This is a genomic window from Azospirillum largimobile (genome assembly GCF_977007025.2).
In genome coordinates this window covers 228,453-244,815 of the sequence record NZ_CDRMUA020000006.1, presented here as the reverse complement: position 1 = coordinate 244,815, position 16,363 = coordinate 228,453, and the positions used below count along the sequence as shown (strand labels likewise).

At 69.3% G+C, this 16,363-nt stretch carries 14 protein-coding genes; 8 read left to right on the top strand and 6 right to left on the bottom strand.

Going from position 1 to position 16,363, the window contains the following annotated elements; all coding sequences use genetic code 11:
- Positions 1–95: 95 nt before the first annotated feature.
- Both ACWPKK_RS28370 and ACWPKK_RS28365 read left to right on the top strand, forming a co-directional pair.
- The gene (locus ACWPKK_RS28370) at positions 96–656 is read left to right on the top strand and encodes an RBBP9/YdeN family alpha/beta hydrolase (protein WP_452011203.1); all 561 of its coding nucleotides are present in this window, start codon (positions 96–98) and stop codon (positions 654–656) included.
- Between the two features lie 77 nt (positions 657–733).
- A complete protein-coding gene (locus tag ACWPKK_RS28365) occupies positions 734–1,774 on the top strand; it encodes a 4-(cytidine 5'-diphospho)-2-C-methyl-D-erythritol kinase (protein ID WP_452011201.1) in 1,041 nt (346 codons plus the stop codon).
- Positions 1,775–1,790: 16 nt separating this feature from the next.
- Here ACWPKK_RS28365 and ACWPKK_RS28360 read toward each other — a convergent pair whose 3' ends face one another.
- The 3 genes from ACWPKK_RS28360 to ACWPKK_RS28350 form a co-directional block, all read right to left on the bottom strand.
- Positions 1,791–2,105: a DsrE family protein gene (locus ACWPKK_RS28360; protein ID WP_452011198.1), complete on the bottom strand. Its 315-nt coding sequence runs from the start codon at positions 2,103–2,105 to the stop codon at positions 1,791–1,793.
- 5 nt (positions 2,106–2,110) lie between these two features.
- A complete protein-coding gene (locus ACWPKK_RS28355; protein ID WP_452011196.1) occupies positions 2,111–3,172 on the bottom strand; it encodes an ABC transporter substrate-binding protein in 1,062 nt (353 codons plus the stop codon).
- Between the two features lie 103 nt (positions 3,173–3,275).
- The gene (locus tag ACWPKK_RS28350) at positions 3,276–4,508 is read right to left on the bottom strand and encodes a Bcr/CflA family multidrug efflux MFS transporter (RefSeq protein WP_452011194.1); all 1,233 of its coding nucleotides are present in this window, start codon (positions 4,506–4,508) and stop codon (positions 3,276–3,278) included.
- 290 nt (positions 4,509–4,798) lie between these two features.
- Here ACWPKK_RS28350 and ACWPKK_RS28345 point away from each other — a divergent pair, with 290 nt between their 5' ends.
- Positions 4,799–5,794 carry a BMP family lipoprotein gene (locus tag ACWPKK_RS28345; RefSeq protein WP_452011191.1) on the top strand — a complete coding sequence of 332 codons (996 nt, stop codon included), beginning with the start codon at positions 4,799–4,801 and terminating at the stop codon, positions 5,792–5,794.
- Between the two features lie 30 nt (positions 5,795–5,824).
- Here the strand turns inward: ACWPKK_RS28345 and ACWPKK_RS28340 are convergent, their stop codons facing one another.
- Positions 5,825–7,018 carry a pentapeptide repeat-containing protein gene (locus ACWPKK_RS28340; RefSeq protein WP_452011188.1) on the bottom strand — a complete coding sequence of 398 codons (1,194 nt, stop codon included), beginning with the start codon at positions 7,016–7,018 and terminating at the stop codon, positions 5,825–5,827.
- Between the two features lie 278 nt (positions 7,019–7,296).
- Between ACWPKK_RS28340 and msrB the strand changes: the two genes are divergently transcribed.
- The 3 genes from msrB to ACWPKK_RS28325 all read left to right on the top strand — a co-directional run bounded on the left by msrB (position 7,297) and on the right by ACWPKK_RS28325 (position 9,158).
- On the top strand, positions 7,297–7,713 hold the full coding sequence (msrB, locus tag ACWPKK_RS28335) for a peptide-methionine (R)-S-oxide reductase MsrB (protein ID WP_452011185.1): 417 nt from the start codon (positions 7,297–7,299) through the stop codon (positions 7,711–7,713).
- Between the two features lie 241 nt (positions 7,714–7,954).
- On the top strand, positions 7,955–8,518 hold the full coding sequence (locus tag ACWPKK_RS28330) for a hypothetical protein (RefSeq protein WP_452011182.1): 564 nt from the start codon (positions 7,955–7,957) through the stop codon (positions 8,516–8,518).
- 13 nt (positions 8,519–8,531) lie between these two features.
- Positions 8,532–9,158, top strand: coding sequence for a hypothetical protein (locus ACWPKK_RS28325; protein WP_452011179.1), 627 nt, complete (start codon positions 8,532–8,534; stop codon positions 9,156–9,158).
- A 13-nt stretch (positions 9,159–9,171) separates the two neighbouring features.
- Here ACWPKK_RS28325 and ACWPKK_RS28320 read toward each other — a convergent pair whose 3' ends face one another.
- The gene (locus ACWPKK_RS28320; protein ID WP_324869774.1) at positions 9,172–9,867 is read right to left on the bottom strand and encodes a response regulator; all 696 of its coding nucleotides are present in this window, start codon (positions 9,865–9,867) and stop codon (positions 9,172–9,174) included.
- Positions 9,868–10,073: 206 nt separating this feature from the next.
- Here ACWPKK_RS28320 and ACWPKK_RS28315 point away from each other — a divergent pair, with 206 nt between their 5' ends.
- Positions 10,074–11,495 carry an aminotransferase-like domain-containing protein gene (locus tag ACWPKK_RS28315; protein ID WP_452011176.1) on the top strand — a complete coding sequence of 474 codons (1,422 nt, stop codon included), beginning with the start codon at positions 10,074–10,076 and terminating at the stop codon, positions 11,493–11,495.
- A gap of 8 nt (positions 11,496–11,503) precedes the next feature.
- Here ACWPKK_RS28315 and ACWPKK_RS28310 read toward each other — a convergent pair whose 3' ends face one another.
- Positions 11,504–15,094, bottom strand: a complete 3,591-nt coding sequence (locus ACWPKK_RS28310) for an ATP-binding protein (RefSeq protein WP_452011174.1) — start codon at positions 15,092–15,094, stop codon at positions 11,504–11,506.
- A gap of 42 nt (positions 15,095–15,136) precedes the next feature.
- On the opposite strand from ACWPKK_RS28310, the gene ACWPKK_RS28305 reads away from it, so the two are divergent.
- Positions 15,137–16,216, top strand: coding sequence for an amino acid ABC transporter substrate-binding protein (locus ACWPKK_RS28305; protein WP_452011171.1), 1,080 nt, complete (start codon positions 15,137–15,139; stop codon positions 16,214–16,216).
- Positions 16,217–16,363: the final 147 nt, after the last annotated feature.

The window sequence follows — 16,363 nt, the reverse complement described above, 5'->3', positions numbered from 1 at the left end:
CGGCCCTGCCCCGCCCACCGGACGGAGAGCATTTGCCATGTTTTTGGTTATCTTCCGACACTACACGCAACATTTACAAACGCAGAGTTGAAAGAATGACGCAGCCGACCGTTCTGGTTCTTCCCGGCCTGGGCAATTCCGGACCGGGGCATTGGCAGACATGGCTGGAAGGCAGGCTGCCGGCGCTGAACCGCGTCGACCTCGGCGACTGGGACGCGCCGGAGCCGGAGCGATGGGTGGAGCGGCTCGATGCGGCGGTCCGCGCCGCAGCCCTCGCCGCACCGGGACCGGTGGTTCTGGTGGCGCACAGTCTGGCCTGCATCCTGGTCGCGCGTTGGGCGGCGGAGTCCGACGCAGCAAACAAGGTGGCGGCGGCCCTGCTCGTCGCCCCGCCCGACGTCGAGTCGCCGGATCGCGTGCCGGCGGTGGTCCTCCGCTTCGCGCCGGTACCGACGGATCCGCTGCCCTTCACCGCGGTGACGGTCGGCAGCCGCAACGATCCCTACTGCGCCGCCGCCCGTGCCTGCGGGTTTGCCGCCCTGTGGGGCGCCGACTTCATCGACGCGGGCGAGGTCGGTCACATCAACGACGACAGCGGCCACGGCCCCTGGCCGATGGGCGAGACCCTGCTGAGGGATCTGCTGGCGCAGCTGTGAAGCAACCCCTTGCCGCTGCAGGGCCAAGGGTGCGACACAGGGCGCGTCGTCGCGCGCCCGCCAGCGGATTGGAGCTTATGACCGGCATTCCCATCACCGAGGCCGCCCCGGCCAAGCTGAACCTGTACCTGCACGTCACCGGCCGGCGCGCCGACGGCTATCACGAGTTGGACAGCCTCGTCGCCTTCGCCGAACTTGGCGACACCATCACCCTGACGCCGGGCGCCGCAAGGGTGGCGCTGCGCGGCGCCGACCTTCCGCCTGCCGGGCCGCGGCTGGCCATCGCCGGCCCCTTCGGCCCGGTCCTGATGGGCGAGAACCCGGCCGGCAATCTGGTGATGCGCGCCGCCCATGCGCTGGCCGCCCGGCTGGGGCGTCAGGCCGACGTGATGATCGCGCTGACCAAGGCACTGCCGGTCGCGTCCGGCATCGGCGGCGGGTCGGCCGACGCCGCCGCCTGCCTGCGGGCGCTGGCTCGCCTGTGGGGGATGCCGGCCGGCGATCCGGCGCTGTTCGCGGTGGCCGCAGGGCTGGGCGCCGACGTGCCGGTCTGCGTCGCTGGGCGCAGCTGCTATTTCGGCGGCATCGGCGACGTGCTGGACGAGGCGCCGGACCTGCCGGAAACCCATGTGGTTCTGGTCAACCCGAACGTGCCGGTGCCGACGCCAGCGGTGTTCAAGGCGATGGCCGCCGCAAGGGCGGCGAACGGCGCCGGATTCTCCGCGCCTGCCCGCTTCACCCGCAAGCCGGCGGACGCCCATGATCTGGCAGCGCTGTTGCTGGAGCGGACCAACGACCTCACCGCCCCGGCGCTGACGGTCGCCCCGGTGATCGCCGACGTGCTGGCGGCGCTGGAGCGCAGCGCCGGTTGCCTGCTGCCCCGCCTGTCGGGCAGCGGCGCCACCTGCTTCGGCCTCTATGCCACGGCGCAGCAGGCGGAGGGTGCGGCCAAGGCCATCGCCGCGGCGGAACCGGGCTGGTGGGTCAAGCCGACCCGCCTGCGCCCCACCCCGCCCGACGCCCCGGTCCTGCCGCGCGACATCGTCGCCGATCCCGTTGCCGCCGTCCCGCCGCCGGCCGCCCCCTTCCCCGACACCGGCGGCTGGGGCGTGGGCTGACCGAAGCGAATGCGGCTCAGGCCCGCATGTAGCCCCAACCCTCCGCCTGCGCCTCGGCGATGTCGAGAACGCCGGCGGGCACCACCGTCAGCCCTTCCGCCGACCGGCCGGTCTTCGCCAGCGTGTTGCCGCAGACGCGCAGAAGCCGGTCGGTCTCCGCATCCGGGGCGTCCAGCGCCGCCGCGACGGCACCGGCATTCACCACGATGCGGACTTCGGCGTCCGGCCGCACCTTCAGCAGGTTGCGGGTGTTGTTCCGCGCCCGCTCCAGCGCCGCCGGGGTGGGGGCGTGGATGACCAGTCGCAGGGTGCCGCTCGGGGGCGGGGTCATCGCCGTCATTTCCCCAGGGCGGCGTCGTGGAAGGACAGGTCGAACAGCGCGTCCACGTCGACCGGTTCGGTGATCTGGCCCAACGTCTGCTGAAACGCCTGCATCCGCTTGGTGGACTCCAGGATCACCCTGGGGTCGTCGATGAAAGTCGTCGCGTCGGAGGTCAGCGCCGCCCGCATCACGTCGCGCTCGACCAGGCCCTTGCCGATGATCTCCGTCACCAGCTCCGCCGTGCGGTCGGGATTAGATTTGGCGAAGGCGGTGGCGCGGATGTGCAGCTTGACCAGATCGGCGACGGCGGCGCGATTGCCGGCGATGGCGTCCTCCGTCACCACCAGGACGGCACCCGGCTGCTTGGGGAACATGGTGCCGGCCTTGGCGATGATGGCGGCATCCTGCAGGCGCGACTGAACCAGGGTCAGGATCGGCTCCAGGATCGAGGCGCCGTCGATGGCGCCGGTCAGCAGCGCCTGCTGCAGGGGCTGCTCGCCCATGCCGACGATCTCGACATCGTCCGCACCGATCCCGGCGACTTCCGCCATCCAATAGCGCAGCACCGTGTCCGGCACCGAACCGGCCGGCAGCGAGCCGATCTTGGGCAACCGGCCGTTGGCCGCGCGGAAGGCCTTGATCCCCTCTGCCGGGCTGGCGGCACCGGCCATCGCCTTGGCCAGCGGCCCGCGGCCGATCAGCGCCACCTGATCGATGACGTTGGCGGCGACGACCTTCAGCTTCACCCCCTTCGACCGCGCGATCATCGCCGGGCCGATGCCGACATAGGCGACGTCCAGCGTCCCCGACGCCAGCGCCTGGATCATCGCCGGACCCGACTGGAAGCTGGTGGTCTGCAGGGCCAGCCCGACATCCTTCGCCCATCCCTCCCCCGTCAGCACATAGAGCTGGGTCATGGGAATGATCGGGATATAGCCGACACGCAAACTGGTCGCGGCAAAGGCCGGCAGCGGCAGCGACGCAGCGGCACCGGCGGCGCCCAATGCGGCTGCACCGGCCAGCAGCCGGCGGCGGGCGATGGGAAGGGTGGTGTTGAAACGGCTGGTCGTCGGCATTGCTGTCTCCCTTTGCCGGGCAAAGCTAGCCCGCCCGGCTAGGAAACTCAATTCACAACATTCTGAAATGACACATCCCAGTATTCAACAAGAATTTTCTGTCTTACTGTTCGCCATGCTGCCGGCGACGGACGGGTCTGATCAGCCACAGGTTCAACACCAGGCTGACCAGGGCCGCGCCGCCGATCACCGCCGCCATCGGCAAGCCTGTGCCGTTGGCCATCAGCCCGACAGCCCAGCCCGACGCCGCGCCGATGCTGAACTGCAGCATGCCCGCGAGCGCCGACGCCGTGCCGGCCATTTGCGGGAAGGACTGCAGCGCCCCGGCCATGGAGTTGGCGAAACAGAAGCCGGTCAGCGACATGAACAGGAACAGGCAGCCGACCAGCCCCCACAAGCCCCCCCAGCCGCTCGCCACGACGACGACCAGCAGGATCCCGCTCGCCGCCGACAGCCAGACGCCGGTCCGCAGCATGACGTCGGACCCGAAGCGCATCACCGCGCGGCTGTTCAGCGTGTTGACGATGATCATGCCGACGATGTTCAGCCCGAACAGGAAGCCGTAATTCTCCGGCTGCACGCCGAACAGCTCGATGTACACGAAGGGCGAGCCGGAGATGAAGGCGAACATCCCCGCATAGATGAAGGACGATCCCACCGCATAGCCGAGATAGCGGCGGTTGGTCAGCAGCTTGCGGTAGGATTCCGCCAGCACTACAGGGCGCAGGCTGGTGCGCCGCGTTTCGGGGTGGGTTTCCGGCAGGGTGGCGAGCGCCAGCATGGCGATGACGCCGAATGCCGCCTGCGCCCAGAAGATCCAGCGCCAGTTCGCCCAGATCAGGATCTGCCCGCCGATCAGCGGGGCGATGATCGGGGCGGCGCCCATCACCAGCATCATCATCGACAGCACGCTGGCGGCGCGGTCGCGTTCGAACACGTCGCGGATCATCGCACGGACCAGCACCGGGCCGGCGCACGCCCCCACCGCCTGCACGAAGCGCCAAGCCGCCAGATGGCCGACATCGGTCGTCAGCGAGCAGCCGACGCAGCCCACGGCATAGAGCAGGATGCCGGTCGCAACCGGGATCCGCCGGCCGAACCTGTCGCTCAACGCCCCCCACAGCAGTTGCCCCACGCCGAATCCCAGGAAGAAGGCCGACAGCGTCCATTGCACCTGATCCTGCGGCGCGTGCAGGTCGCGCCCGATCTCCGGCATGCCGGGCAGATACATGTCGGTGCCCATCGGACCGAACGACATCAGCACGCCGAGCGCCGCGATGAAGAAGGGGCTTTCGGCAGGCAAACGGGAACGGACGGCGGCAAGGCGCGCGAGCATCAGCAAATCCGAATAGAAAAAAGGGGGGGAATCGGCCGGACGGAGTCCGCAGTCTCTAAGCTGATCCGTCACCCGCCATGCGCAAAGTCCCGTCTTGTCATGGCTGCCTTGACCGATGCGCGACGGGCCGAAACCGCGACAATCCGGACTTTGGCCGGTTTGCCGCCCGATCCTGGGAGCCGGCCATTCGGCCGCGGCTTGCGGCGCAACAAAATTCTGGTTCCGTCAACGGAGCCGTGGCTAGAATTGAGGCCGAGTACCGGGTTTTCCACCCAGCTGAAGGCCGTGCCATGCCGCACCCCAACCGTCGGTCGGTCCTGTCCTGCGCCGCCGCCGGGGCCACCCTGGCCCTGCTGCCACGGCACGCGCAGGCGGAGGCCATACGGCCGGGGCTGGTCTATGCGGCGGGACAGAAATTCGACAAGAGCTTCAACGAAGGCGCCTTCGCCGGGGCGGAGCGGTTCAGGTCCGCCACCGGCATCCCGGTCGTCGAATACCTGCCGTCCAATCCGGCCCAGTTCGACCAGGGGGTTGCATCCCTGCTGCGGCGGGGCGTGACCGATCTGGTCGCCATCGGCTTCTACTATGCGACGCCGCTGGCCCGGCTGGCCCCGGCACACCCGGCGGTGCGCTTCACCCTGGTCGATGCGGTGGCGGAGGCGCCGAACATCCGCTGCGTCACCTTCAAGGAGCAGGAGGGCGCCTTCCTGGTCGGCGTGCTGGCGGCGCTGGCGTCCAAGACCGGAACCGTCGGCTTCATCGGCGCGCTGGACATCCCCTTGATCCGCAAATTCATCGCCGGCTTCGAACAGGGTGCGCGCCACGCCCGGGGCGACATCCGGGTGGTGGTGAACTTCGTCGGCACGACGCCCGCCGCCTTCAACGACCCCACCGCCGGCGCGGAGGTGGCCCGCAGTCAGTTCCAGCGCGGAGCCGACGTGGTCTTCGCCGGGGCCGGCGTGTCGAACTTCGGCATCTTCGCCGCGGCAAGCGACGCGCGCCGGCTGGCCATCGGCGTCGACAGCAACCAGAACTACCTGTATCCCGGCTCCATCCTCACCTCCATGCTGAAGCGGGTGGATCTGGTGGTGGATTCGACCTTCCAGGCAGCGCTCCAGGGGCGATGGAGCGCCGGCACGGTGGCGCTGGGGCTGGCGGAGGGAGCGGTCGATTACGCGCTGGACGAAAACAACCGGGAGCTTCTGACCCCCGCCATGCTGGACGCGGCCGAGGCGGCCCGCCGGGCCATCGTCGCCGGCCGGATTCCCGTGGCGGACGGCAGTTGAACCGGCAGTCGATCCGAAGTCGGGGCAGGCTCAGGCCGGCGCCTCGCAAGGCTGCCAACCGAGGGCGGCGGACAGGTCAGCCCCCTTCAGCGTGGCGAAACTTGTCTTGATAGCGGTCAGGTCGGTGCCGCGCAGAACCACCCCGGCAAGGCTGGCGTCGCGCAGGTCGGCCCCGGTCAGCCGCGCCTTGGCGAAGCTGGTCGGCCACAGGCGGCTGCCGTCGCCGCTGAGGTCCACCTTGCGGAACTTGGCCCGCCACAGCTTGGCGCCGGCCAGATTGGCGCCTTCCAGGTTGCAGCCGGACAGGTCGGCGCTGGTGAAGTCGGCATCGCGCAGGTCGCTGTAGGACAGGTCGGCCATCATCAGCTTCGCGCCGGAAAAATCCGCCCCGCGCAGCCCGCAGAAGCGCATCACCGCCCCGCACAGCAGCTGGTTGGCGAAATTGTAGCCGCGCAGGTCGATGCGCTGCAGTTGGATGCGCTCGCCGCCCTTTCCCAGCTTCTCCACCCAGATCTGATGCTCGGCGATCAGGTCGGTCATCCGCGCCGCGGTGGTGGTCAGGCCGGTTCCGTCGACATCGACGCCGTGCCGCTCCAGCGCCACCCGCAATTCCTCGTGCAGGCGGGCGCCGCACATCAGTACGCCGTCCAGCGTCGCCTTGCGCATGGTGGCCCCGGTCAAATCCGCCCCGATCAGGATGGCGCCGCTGAGGTCGCTGCCGCTGAAATCGGCACCGGACAGGTCGCTGCCGCTGAAATCGCACTGCGCCATCCGGCAATCGGTCAGGATCGCCTTGGTCAGGCTGCAGCCGACGAAGGTCGTGGTTCCGTCGCTGTTGCCGGCCGCCCGGAACTCGCCCGCGTCCAGCACCATGCCGCGGCGCAGGTCGGCGCCCTGCAGGTTGGCGTTCTGCAGCTTCGCACCGTCGACCCTGGCCCCGCGCAGATCGGCGCCCTGCAGCTGCGCGCCGGTCAAATCGGCCTTCGACAGGTCGGCGCCGTAGAGATCGGCCTTCGACAGCACGGTGCCGACCATCCGCGCCCGCGCCAGGCTGGCACCCGTCAGCTTGGCGCCCGACAGGTTGACGCGGTTAAGGCCCAGCCCGGCCAGATCGTAAAAGCTGAGGTTGGCGCGGCGCCCCCGTCCGGCCGGGTCGCGCAGCAGCCATTGCTGGTGCCGCACCAGCGCGTCGCGAACCGCCCGAAGGTAGCGTTCATCCGTCATGCGGCGCGTCGATGCCCCGGCACTGCCGTCCCGGACACGCTGTCCCGGACTGTTGGCAATCGGGATGTTACCGAAACCGATTCAATTTCGGAAGGCATGTCCCCTCGAACCTTCGCCAGACCGGCAAGAATCTTTTGTCGCAGCCTCAGATCCGGTCCGACATAGGACCGCCGCCATCACAGCCGCGTGATCGCCCTCCCGACCCGCTTGGGCCGGCGGCAAGTCCGACCAATATAGTGGGTCTGGAACACCGACCACCATCAGCGGAGACCGGCGGCATGCCCGAATCGGACAAGACCAACACGGCCAAGAGCGAACAGGACTGGAAGCAGGAGCTGTCGCCCAACCAGTTCAAGGTTCTGCGCGAACACGCGACCGAGTATCCCGGCACCAGCCCGCTCAACGACGAGAAGCGCCGGGGCGTCTACCGCTGCGCCGGCTGCGGACAGCCCCTCTATGCCAGCGATACCAAATACGAGAGCGGGTCCGGCTGGCCCAGCTTCTGGGAGCCGATTCCCGGAGCGGTGGAGACCTCCACCGACTACAAGCTGGCCTATCCGCGAACCGAGGTTCATTGCGCCAGCTGCAAAGGCCATCTCGGCCATGTCTTCGACGACGGGCCGCAGCCGACAGGGAAGCGCTACTGCATGAACGGCGTCGCCATGACTTTCGTGCCTACGGAAAAGTCCGGCTGACCCGCAGAACTATGACCGGGCGCCGGAGTCCTTTGCCTGATCGGCGTCTGGTCATAAACCCTCCCAAAAAAGGCGGGTTTACCCCTAATTCAGCTAAAAATGACAACCTTGGCCCAGAGCGCGATGGTATGATCTGCCCCCGTGCGGCGGGTTGTCGCGAGGGCATCGCGACCCTCCGCCGTCCATGGCACCATGCGTCGTCGAAGCGGCGCGGGCATTCGGTGCGGCTGGCGGAGGGCGAATGGTCATTTCGGCCGAGTTCCTGGGGATGCTGCTTCTGATCACCAGCGCCGCCGCGCTTGGTCTGTCGATCGTGGTCGACGTCGGCCGCGTCAGCGCCGAAAAGGCGCGCGAGGCGATGAACCAGAGACAATACGACAAGAAGCGCGCCGCACTGGCCGAATGGCGCCAGAAGACGGAGCGCAAGCGCGTCGACGTCACCACCCTGCAAGCCCGCCTGACCGAATTCAACGGCCGCCGCCAGAAGGCGCTGACGGAGTTGCGGGCGCTGGAATTCTCCAAGATCGAACTGGTGCACGAACTGGGCGACCAGGATTCCGACGGCGACGTCTACTGGGCGCAGTTGGCGGTCGGCCCCAATTTCAACGAACTGGATCGCAAGGACATCGTCTTCTCGCGCCAGATCTGGGAGTACCGCAACGTCGCGCACATCACGGCGCCGTCGGCCGAACAGGCGCACGGCACGGTGCGGACCAGCTTTTCCCAGCGCAACGGCCTGATCAGTTCGCCGGTGGTGCCGCTGGCGCTGGCTCCCGATCCCGAGGTGGAGGCGACCGCAGCATGATGGGAACGGCTTGATGACCGGCATGATGCTGTATTTCGCGCTTGGCCTGATGGTGCTGACCGTCCTGTCCAACCGCTATTGGCGCCGCCAGCTGACCCTGACCCGGGTTGCCATGTCCAAGTTGAAGGAGAAGGTGGACGACGTGACCAAGGAGGTCGCGGACGTCGCCTCCGACTATGCCCAGCTGGCCCACCACCATGCGGAAATGGAAAAGCGCGTCCAGAAGGCGGAAATCGACATGCAGGCCGCCATCCTGGAGCTGGACCAGAAGAAGGGCGCCGCCATGCAGCGCTACTTCGTGTTCGACCGGAACGAGCCGCGCCCCGGCCGCTTCTGGGAGGTCGCGGTGCGCTTTCACCCGACCGCTGTCAGCTTCGCCGACCAGCGCGGCCATCGCGGCTGGTCCGGCATCCGCCGTTTCCTGCTGATCGCCGACGGCGAACGTGACGCGCGCGAGCGGGTGGCCGCCCGTTACCCCCGGAAGGCCGGCTTCGAAATCCTGGAGGTTGCCGGCTGCCGCCTGAACGGGCTGACGGTCAACCGCATTTCCGAACTCAGCACCTTCCGCAAGCCCGGCAAGCTGGAGGAGGAAGGCGCCGCCGCCCGTCCGCAGCGCCGGACCTCGCCCGCCCAATCCTGAGCGGCGTGCGCGATCAGTCCACCGCAGCCTGGAACATGTACCCCATGCCGTGGACGGTGACGATGCGGGTCGGGTCGGCGGGGTCGGGCTCCACCACCCGGCGCAGGCGGCGGACCAGCCGGTCGATGGAGCGGTCGTAGGGTATCGAGTCGCCCCGCAGCGTCAGGTCCAGCAGATCGTCGCGGCTCAGCACCCGCCCCGGATTCTCGACGAAGGCGGCCAGCAGTTCGAATTCGGCCGAAGTCAGCCGCGCATCCTCGCCTTCGGGGTCGCGCAGGCGGCGCTTGTCCAGATGCAACTCCCACCCGTCGAACCGCTTCACCCGCCCGCCCGCCGGCTTGGTCGGCTTGGCGATGCGGCGCAGGAGGCTGCGGGTGCGGGCCAGGATTTCCCGCGGTTCGAACGGCTTGGTGATGTAGTCGTCGGCACCCAGTTCCAGCCCGATCAGCCGGTCCATCCGGTCGGACCGGCCGGTGATCAGGATGATGCCGATGTTGGAGGTGGCCCGCAGTTCCCGCGTCACCGCCAGCCCGTCCTTGCCGGGAAGCCGGATGTCCAGCAGCAGCAGGTCGATCCGCCCGCGCGCCAGCAGCGCCGACAGCTGATCGCCGTCGCGCGCCAGCATCACCCGATACCCCTCGCCTTCCAGATAGGCCTTCAGGGTCTCGCGGGTGATGGGATCGTCGTCGACCACCGCGATGGTGTTCATTGTCCCCCGTGACGGAGTCCGATGGCCGGCGGATTGTCTGCCGGCCCCTCATAGCAAGGCTATCGGTTCCGCCAACCGGATACAAGGTGGAGCACACGGGTCCTCCCAAGCGGCATCCGTCGATTGTGCGGCGCACCAAGAGCCAGCAAATAGGGACAATCGCGCCGAACTTGCCAGATCGAGGGGACAATGCCACATTTGTACTCATGACAAATTGGACCCCGAACCTGGAGGGCCGCGCCGGCCCGCTCTATCGCGTCATCGCCGACGCGCTGGCCGACGACATCGCGGAGGGCGCGCTGCCGGTCGGCACCCGCCTGCCCACCCACCGCGACCTCGCCTTCCGGCTCGGCGTCACGGTGGGAACGGTGACGCGCGCCTATACGGAAGCGGAAAAGCGCGGCCTGATCGGCGGCGAGGTCGGACGCGGAACCTTCGTGCAGGGCCAGCGCCCGCCGGCGACACCCCTCCCGCTCGGCTGGCCACCGGCCGGAGAAACGTCCGCCGGGGAGGCGGGCACCGGCTCCGCCATCGTCAACATGACCACGGTCCACCCCGAACATGCCGTCGCGGTGCAGGCCTTCGGCCAGACGCTTGCAGCGATCGGCGCCTCCGGCCGTGCGGCGGCGTTGATCGGCTACGGCCCGCATGCCGGGCTGCCCGACCATCGCACCGCCGTCGCCGCCTGGCTGGAGCGCCAGCACCGGGTGCAAGCGACGGCCGACTCGGTGCTGCTGACCACCGGGGCGCAGAACGCACTGGCGGTGGCGCTGGCTGCCGTCGCCCGCCCCGGCGACGTCATCCTGGCGGAACGGCTGACCAACATCGGCACCAAGGCGCTGGCGGCCACCCAGGGCTATCATCTGGAAGGGGTTGCCATCGACGAGCATGGGCTGGTGCCCGACGCCTTCGACAGCGCCTGCCGCCGGCTGGGGCCGAAGGCGGTCTATCTGGTGCCGACCCTGCAGAACCCGACGGCGGTGGTGATGCCCGCCGCCCGCCGCCGCGAGATCGCGGAGATCGCCCGCCGCTATGGCGTGATCCTGATCGAGGACGACGTGTTCGGCTTCATGGTTCCGGATGCCCGGCCGATCCAGACCATCGCCCCCGACATCACGCTGTATGTGTCGAGCGTGTCCAAGAGCCTTGCCGCCGGGCTGCGGCTGGGCTTCGTCGTCGCCCCGGCGGAACTGCGCTCGCGCGTCGAGACGGCCATCCGCGCGCTGCAATATTCCGCCCCGGCCCTGCCGGCGGAGGTGGTTGCGCGCTGGATCCAGGATGGCACCGCCGACCGCATCGTCGCCACCCAGCGGGAAGAGGATCTGGCCCGCCAGCGGCTTGCCCGCTCCATCCTGCCGGCCGGCACCATCTACGGCAGCTCGGCGGCACAGCATCTGTGGCTGGTCCTGCCGGAGCCCTGGCGGCGCGAGGATTTCGTCGGCGAGGCGCGGCGCCGCGGCGTGATCGTCACCGGCGCCGACGCCTTCGCCGTGGGTCGCGCCAGCGCCCCCCATGCCGTGCGCGTGGGGCTGTGCATGCCGCGCAGCCGCGACGAGACCGCGCGCGGCCTGCGCGCGCTGGCCGATGCGCTGGACGCACCGGCGGCGGCGATGCTGTCGATCGTGTAGGAACCGCCCTACGCCCCCTGCAGCATTCCCTGCACCGCGTCCATCGCCGCAAGCCCGCGGCTGAACACCGACTCCGCGGTCGCGGCGAGTTCCTGGGCCTCGACGCGGCGGCCTTCGCGCATGCCGTCCTCCACCGCGCGCATCAGGCCGACGAAGCGGGTCAGGCCGAAATGGCTGGCGGCCCCGGCCAGACGATGGGCGATGTCCTCGATCTCGTCGTCGGGCGTATCGGCGGCGGTCAGGCGGGGCAACCCCTCCTGCGCGGAGTCCAGCAGCAATCCGCGGATGGTGGCGAAGCGCGCCGGGCCGAGGGACCGGATGTAGCGCTCCAGGATCTCGTCGCTCACGTCCTCCTCGACCACCACCGGTGGGCGGGTGGGGATCGCAACGGCGACCATGTCGCCTCCTGTGTCCTCGCCATTGCCATCCCCGCGCGAGGCGACGGCGTTCGACAGCAGATGCATCAGCCGTTCCGGGAAGATCGGCTTTTCGATCACCGCGTCGATGCCGGCGGTGAGATAGCGGGCACGGTCGGCAGCGAAGACGTTGGCGGTCACCGCGACGATCGGCACCGCCGCCCGGTCGGCATCATCGAAGGCCCGGATGCGGCGCGCCACCTCCGGCCCGTCGATGTCGGGCAGGCGGATGTCGAGCAGTACGGCGTCGAAGCGTCGCCGGGCCGCCAGTTCCAGCGCCTTCTCCCCCGTCTCGGCGATGGTGATGCGATGGCCGGCGTCGGACAGCAGGCCAAGCGCCACCTCCCGGTTGATCGCGTCGTCCTCCACCAGAAGCAGTGCCAGCGACCGTACCCGACTGATCGGCAGAAGCCGGCCGGGCCGCCGCGCCGGCAGGGCGGATTCCTCCACCCGCTGCAGGGGGATGGTGACGGTGAAGACGCTGCCCAGCCCAACCGCGCTGTCGACGCGGATGCTGCCCTGCATGGCGTCCAGCAGGTGCCGCACGATGGCGAGCCCCAGCCCGCTGCCGCCGAAGCGCCGGGCGATGGTGGGATCGGCCTGCTCCAGCTTCTCGAAGATGGCGGCGCGGCGTTCCGGCGGCACGCCGATGCCGGTGTCGCGCACCGCGAGACGCAGCATTTCGCCGGTCTCTCCGCCCCCGGAACGTTCCGGTGCCGGTTCGATATCGACGCGCAGATCGACCCCGCCGCGTTCCGTGAACTTCACCGCATTGCCGACGAGGTTCACCAGGATCTGGCGCAGCCGCTGGCGGTCGACCACGACCAGTTCCGGCACCTCCGGCGCAATGTCGAGGTCGAGGTCGATCCCCTTCTCGTTCGCCAATCCTTCCACGGTCGCAACGACCTCTTCCAGCACCGGCAGCAGGGCGCAGGGCGCAGGATCGAGGTCGAGCTTGCCGTCTTCGATCTTGCGCAGATCGAGGATGTCGTTGACCTGATCGAGCAGCCCGTGGCCGCAGCGCATGATCGACATGGCATAGCGCCGCTCGCCCGCATGCAGCTGCCCGGTCAGCAGAAGCCGGCACAGGCCGAGGATGCCGTTCAGCGGCGTACGCATCTCGTGGCTGACGGTGGCGAGGAATTCGGTCTTGGCGGCGTCGGCGCGCTCCGCCCTCTCCTTGGCCTGCCGCAGCTCCTCCCGCGCCCGGCGCGAGGCGGTGATGTCGTTGGCGACGCAGATGATGCGGCAGCGGCCGTCGCCCGACCATTCGAAGGGATGGCGCTGCAGGGCGAAGACCGCGGTCTCGCCGTTGCGGGCGAGCACCAGCTCCTCCACGCCCAGCGACCGCATGGCACCGGGATCGCCGCCGGCCAGCGCCCGCCCGGTCTCCGGCCCCAGCACCTCGGCCAGGGTGCGGTCCTCGATGTCGGCACGGCGGGTGCCGAAGCAATCCTCCGCCGCCCGGTTCCACAGCACGACCCGGCCGGTATCGCCCTCCAGCACGTAGAGCACGCTCGGCACGTTGTCGATCACGGCGTCCAGGAAGGCCTGGGTCCGGCGCAGCAGCTCCTCCGCCTCGCGGCGGCGGGTGATGTCGACCACCGAACTCAGCAGCACCTCCTCCCCCTGGAATTCGAAGGCGATGCCGGAAAGCAGGCCCCACAGCCGGCGGCCGGTGCGGGTCACCAGCTCCGTCTCGACGTCCAGCGCCAGGCCGGTGTCGAAGACGTCGCGGACGAACTCCTCGCGCACCGCCGGGACATACCAGACGGTGGCGGCCGGGCGGCCCAGCAGTTCGCCGGCATCGGCGGCCTCGAACAGGTCGGCGGCGCGGCGGTTGACGAAGCGGATCTGGCCGTCGGCACGGCCCGAGATCACCAGCGGGACCGGCGCCGCCTCCAGCACCGTGCGCAGCCATTGCTCGTTGCGGCGCAACGCCTCGCTCTTGTCCTCCGTCTCCTGGATGTAGAAGCGCAGCGCGCGGGCCAGCTCGCCGATCTCGTCGGCACCGGTCGCCGGCACCTCCGCCCTGCCGCCCCCGGTGCGGTCGCGGATCGCCTCGCTGACCGCCCACAGCCGGGCCAGCACCTTGCGCCGGACATACAGCACCGACAGCACCATCCCCAGCACCACCACCCCCACCGAGGCGAAGAACAGGCGGGTGTAGGTGGTCGATACCTCGATCACCTGCTGGCGGCTTTCCTCCGCCGCCTTGGTTTGCTCGACGAAGATGCCGGTGTTGAGGCCGGTGTTGACCAGCGACACCTGATTGGCGCGGTCGACCAGCCCGTTCAGGGCCTCCGACGCCTGCAACTCGGCCTGCCGCTGGCGGAAGACGGAACGGTCGCCCTCCACCACCGCGCGCATGCCCTCGGCAAGGCGGGTCAGACGGTCCGATACGCCGTCCGCAAGCCCTTGCGGCACGGACGAGGCAAGGCTTTCCAGCTGCGCCGCCGCGCCGTCGGCCAGACGGGCCAGGGCGAAGCTGTTCTCCGCCTGATGGACCGACGCGATCAGGAACAGAAGCCGCTCGGCCATCGCCAGCCAGCGCTGAACGCCCACGTCCTCGACCCCGCGCAGCCCCGGTTCCGCCAGGGCGTCTGCCATCCGCCGCACGTCGCGGGTGCGGTCGGCCAAGGCACGGCGGGCGGCGACGCGGGCGGTCACGCCGCGGTCGATGGCGTCGCGCAGCCGCAGGATCTCGTCGCGCTGCTGCTTCAATCCGGCGATCCGCCTTGCCTGGGGGGCGTCGGACGAGTCCATCTCCGCCAGCAGCCGGTCATAGCCGTCCAGTTGGTCCGCCAACCCCTGCTTGATGGTTTCGCGGCCGAAATTGTCGTCCGACAGGGCCAGTTGTTCCAGGGTCCGCATGATCCGCTGGTGCTGGCGCTCCAGCTTGGCGGAGGCGACCACGGCCGGAAACTGCTCCGACGTCACCTTGGTGATTCCGGCATGCAGGCCGTCGAAGGCGATGTAGGCGCCAAGCCCGATCAGGAAGGCGACCAGACCATTGAAGGCGAGCGCGCCGAACAGACGCGCGCCAACGCCGATCCTCACCACGCCCGCCTTGCCGGCTTCGGACCTGCCGGTTTCCGACTTGCTGCCGCCCGCCATTCCCAATCCCGCCAGTCCCGTCCAGACGCCCAGCCCTGACACCCCCAATCGTTTGCGCGGTGCCATGGGCAGCGTATCATAGCGGCGCCGTAGGATAAGGGGAGAAGGATGGGGCTGAAGCCTGTTGCCGCCGCGCTGGGACTGATTCTGGCGCTCGTCCCGGCGCTTGGCGGAACCGCCGCGGCGCAGCCGGACGCACAGCCCATGCCGAACGGCGACCGACCCGTCCTGGCGGAAATCGAGCGGCGGGGGGTGGTTCGCTGCGGCGTGTCCTTCAATCCCGGCTTCGCCGCCAACGACGACAGCGGGCGGCCGGTCGGCTTCATGGTCGATCTGTGCCGGGCGCTGGCCGCCGCCGTCCTGGGCAAGGCCGACGCCGTGGAGATCCGCCGCCTGTCCAAGCCGCAGGAATTCGACGCCGTCGCCGCCGGCGAGGTCGACGTCTCCTTCGCCCAGACCTCCTGGACGCTGACCCGCGACGCGACCTATGCCGTCGATTTTGGTCCGCCGGTCTTCCACGACGTGCAGGGGATCGCCGCATGGCGCCTGCCCGACGGCCGGTCGGCATTGGACGGAACGGAGTTGACGGTCTGCGTCCCGTCCGGAACCACCACCCAGGCCGAGTTGGAGGCGCTCGTTGCCGGCGGAAAGCGGCCCTGGAAGCTGCGGAGCTTCCCCGGCTGGCCCGATGCGCTGGAGGCCTTCCTCAGCCGCGACTGCGCGGCGCTCAGCGCCGACCGGGCCCTGCTGACCACCGCGCTGCATATGCTGGAGTCGCCCAGGGAAGCGTCGCCCAGGGAAGCGCTGGAGATCGCCGACGCCCCTCTCCCGTCACGCGAGCCGTTGGCGCCGCTGACGCCGAACGCCGATCGCATGTGGATGGCGGCGGTGCGCTGGACCATCTATGCGCTGTTCCTCGCCGAGGATGCCGGCGTGACCGGCGCCAACGCCAATTTCCAGCGGATCACCGGCGGCAGCGAGATGCGGCGCCTGCTGTCCGGTCTGCCGGAGGTCGCGGCGAAGGCGGGCCTGCGTCCAGACTGGGCCTATCAGGCGGTGGTGCAGGTGGGAAATTACGGCGAGATCTTCGAACGCAATCTGGGCGCCCGTTCTCCCTTCAAGCTGGACCGCGGACCGAACCGGCCCTGGACCCAGGGCGGACTGCTCTACGCACCCGTATTCCAGTAGGTGTCACCGTTCGGGCGGAGGCGTCGCACCTGTCCAAAAGTTCACTGTAGCCCAATACCGCAACGTCTGATACCCCCGACCATGGTAGGGGGTGACGCGGATAATTCGGTAAGCACACTATCGGTTAGAAAACCAACGGGCGGGCTT